We start from the raw sequence: 3198 nt of genomic DNA on the forward strand, positions 1-3198 counted from the left end.
CGAAACCCCTGGGGTTTCATACTGCGAACTGTAGACGGCATCCCAACAACCATAGATGAAATCCCAGGCCACAGCTTCAAACCTGTACGGATGACCGTTCGGGTGAAGGTAGATCCCATGCTTATAGATAGGTGGGGAGCCAATAGTCAATTTATGGGAAAAAGATGGCGATATACCCGCAACGAGCCCAGAATCAGACGCTATGAGCAAAGACCTGCGTACGCGTGGCTTTTCCTTTGTAGGCTCCACCATCTGCTATGCGTTCATGCAGGCCGCGGGGATGGTGAATGACCACTATGTGGGCTGTTCGCGGCATGTGGAAGTTCAGAAAATGAAGCGCTAGGCCTTAAAGGTGTAGTAAAAGAATGTGCTAGGGGCGTACCATGGAGCTATGAAACAGAGTACCAATGCGCGAAGGTTTTTCTACATCCTTCTAAGTGCCATCATTTTATTCAGTGCCTGGCTTCTTAAGCCCTACCTTACGGTGCTTACATTTGCCGTGCTGTTGGCTTTTCTTTTCCATCCCCTTTACACCTGGATTGAGCGCTCTACAAAAGGACGGAACTGGATTGCAGTGCCGTTAGCGCTCCTCTGTGTACTGCTTACATTCATTGTGCCGCTCATCTTGGCGGGTCTCTTAGTGGCCAATGTGGTCGCTGAGTTTGCACATAACGCAGCATCTTCCAACCTCTCCAGTGGGTTCTCAGTCAATGCTTTTGTGGATCAGATGAATGCCCTTCTTGTGCATTTGCCGGGTGGGTACCAACTTGCTGCCGCTACGGTGCATGAGAAGCTGTTGGCACTGGCAGCTGCTGTGCAGAGTTCTGCCTGGCATGGGCTTCAGGGGATTGGTGGGAAACTCTCGTTTGTCATCCCTACTATTTTCATCACCATCTATGTGATGGGTGCGGTCTTTACCCGTTACCACCGCATCAGCCAGTACCTGCACCGCCTGAGCCCGCTTCATGATGAAATAGATACGCTATATGCCCGTCGGATAACCTCCATGATTGTTTCCATGGTAAAGGGTACGTTGGTCATTGCGCTTATCCAGGGTGTGCTCACAGGCCTTCTCTTCTGGGTAACTGGCGTACCATACGCCGCTTTCTTTGGCTTACTTGCTACCATTGCCTCCATTATCCCGCTTGGTTCCGGCATCATTGCCATACCAGTGGGTCTTATCCTCATTCTGACGGGCAGCGTTTGGCAAGGTATTTTCCAGATTGCCACCAACGTTTTGATTGTAAGCAATGTCGATAACATTCTTCGTCCGCGGTTGGTATCCAAGGAGGCGAGCCTTCATCCTGCTTTAACCCTGCTAGGCGTTTTTGCGGGCATCGCCCAGTTTGGTTTCCTCGGTGTCATTTATGGTCCGGTCTGTATGGTCGTCCTCGTTACTACCCTAGAGGTGTACCGCGAATACTTTGCGCCGCAAGAATAGGTTGTAGCGCGTTGTCCAAAGTTGGACATGGGTGGATTAAAACGTAGCGCTGCCAAATAGTGATTGCCATGCAGTCACTATTTTCTTTTCAAAAGGAGTTTAACCCGTATTTGGAAGAGGTCGTTACCGGCCTGCATTTGTCATCAAGTAAGTATCCTTTTATCGATGAACTGGTGAAATACGGCAACGCGCTTCTTCTCACTGGTGGCAAACGGCTACGGCCTTATGTGCTAGAGCTGGCATTTAGGGACTGTGAGGGAAGAGACCGTGAGCTTTGTCGGCAAGCTGGCGTTGCCCTGGAGCTCTTTCACCACTTTGCCCTCATTCAAGATGATTGGATGGACGCATCCCCAACCCGCCATGGGATGCGTGCTACGCATACTTGGCTGGAGGAGAAAATGGATGCGCCGTATGCGGCGGCAGAAGCAGTGCTGTTGGGTGACCTTTACCTAGCTTGTGCCCATATGCTCGTACACCAAGTTGCTAGCAAGCTTCCGCCTCCCGCGCAGTCGTTGTTCCTGAGCGCATTCCAGGCAATGGTAACGGATGTCTTGTATGGTCAGATGCTCGACAGGCAGACTGCCTCCCGGACTGAAGTGACGCGGGAGGAGATACTGGAAAAAACCCAACTCAAGACCTCTCGCTATACTTTTGTTGGCCCCATAAAAATGGGGGCGGCGCTGGCGGGGCAAGATGTAGGGATTTTTGCGGAAGCGTACGGAGTGCCCTTGGGTATTATTTTTCAGCTGCAGGACGATCTTGCGGACCAAGAAAACGCCCTACCTGACGAGGGGCATACATTTCTTACGCTTTACGGTGAAAAGGGGCGGGCAGAGGTGGAGAGTAGTATCGAACACTACAGGGGTCAGGTGCTTCGGGCTTTACCTACATGTCCTGGGGACCCGCAGGCTTGGGAGGGGCTTATGGAGCTGGTACTTACGCGTGGAGAAGCATAGTTCCTCCAAGCAGTATGCAGAGCGCAAGGGTGGTTATTATCGGCAAGAGCACCCGGATGCCTGGCCTAAGCTCTGGTTGTGCCGCAGCGGCAATCACCAAGCCACAGTAGAGAATGCCTAAGGTTATCCCTATGGACCCGACAATGGTAAAGCTGACTGTCACGGCAAGGATGTAGAGGAGGAGGCAGGTGGCGGTGGGAACAAGAAGTTCTTTGAAGGGTGTTGGATCATCACCACTTGCAGGTGGCTCTGTAAGGAGGAGGGATTGCTTGTTGGCAAACAGCCAAAGGACAGCCCCAACAACAAGTCCCCATACAACTGTTGCTGGAGTATTAAGCCACGCGCCAACCAGCGCGGGGAGGATTGTGTATGCTGCCTTTAGAAGGGGCTCTATAAGAGGTGATTCATCATGCTTGGCAAGGGGTGCCGTCCCCAGTGCAGCTGCCAAAAACACCAGGAGTGAAATTGCGCTAAGGGTAGGCAGGAAAAAGGCAAGTGCAAGTGCTCCCGCGGTGCTTATCCCAAGACCGGCAACAACTTGCCGACGCGTCTTAAGAGGTAGGCTCTTTTGGAATTCTTTTTTAGGAAGGAAGAGGAATTTGGTGGTGTGGATGAGGAGATGCGCAGGGAGGGTAAAGAAAACGGCCAAAGCAAGGAGTTGCCAGGGGAACATGATTCCGTTTGCTGTTGCCACAAACCCAAGGAGAAAGGAGATAAGTACGAAGTGCCATCCCTTTGGTTGGCTGAAGGCGATCAGTGATGGCGGGCTGGAAGAAGGCATACTTCCAGTATACGGTATGC

The 3198-nt window shown here is 51.9% G+C and carries 3 protein-coding genes and 1 pseudogene; 3 read left to right on the forward strand and 1 reads right to left on the reverse strand.

Annotated elements, in window-relative coordinates:
- Positions 1-127 precede the first annotated feature (127 nt).
- From VLA04_05855 to VLA04_05865, 3 genes and pseudogenes are all read left to right on the forward strand, one after another.
- Positions 128-343: pseudogene (locus VLA04_05855) on the forward strand (DNA-3-methyladenine glycosylase I).
- A gap of 48 nt (positions 344-391) precedes the next feature.
- Positions 392-1441 (forward strand): AI-2E family transporter, encoded by a 1050-nt coding sequence (locus VLA04_05860; GenBank protein ID HSI21187.1) that lies wholly within the window; start codon positions 392-394, stop codon positions 1439-1441.
- A 68-nt stretch (positions 1442-1509) separates the two neighbouring features.
- The gene (locus tag VLA04_05865; GenBank protein ID HSI21188.1) at positions 1510-2397 is read left to right on the forward strand and encodes a polyprenyl synthetase family protein; all 888 of its coding nucleotides are present in this window, start codon (positions 1510-1512) and stop codon (positions 2395-2397) included.
- Here VLA04_05865 and VLA04_05870 read toward each other — a convergent pair.
- A partial coding sequence (locus VLA04_05870; GenBank protein HSI21189.1) for a hypothetical protein occupies positions 2378-3198 on the reverse strand: 821 nt, incomplete at its 5' end. The two genes, VLA04_05865 and VLA04_05870, sit on opposite strands and share 20 nt — an antisense overlap.

The organism is Verrucomicrobiia bacterium (assembly GCA_035460805.1).
Taxonomy (GTDB): domain Bacteria; phylum Patescibacteriota; class UBA1384; order CAILIB01; family CAILIB01; genus DATHWI01.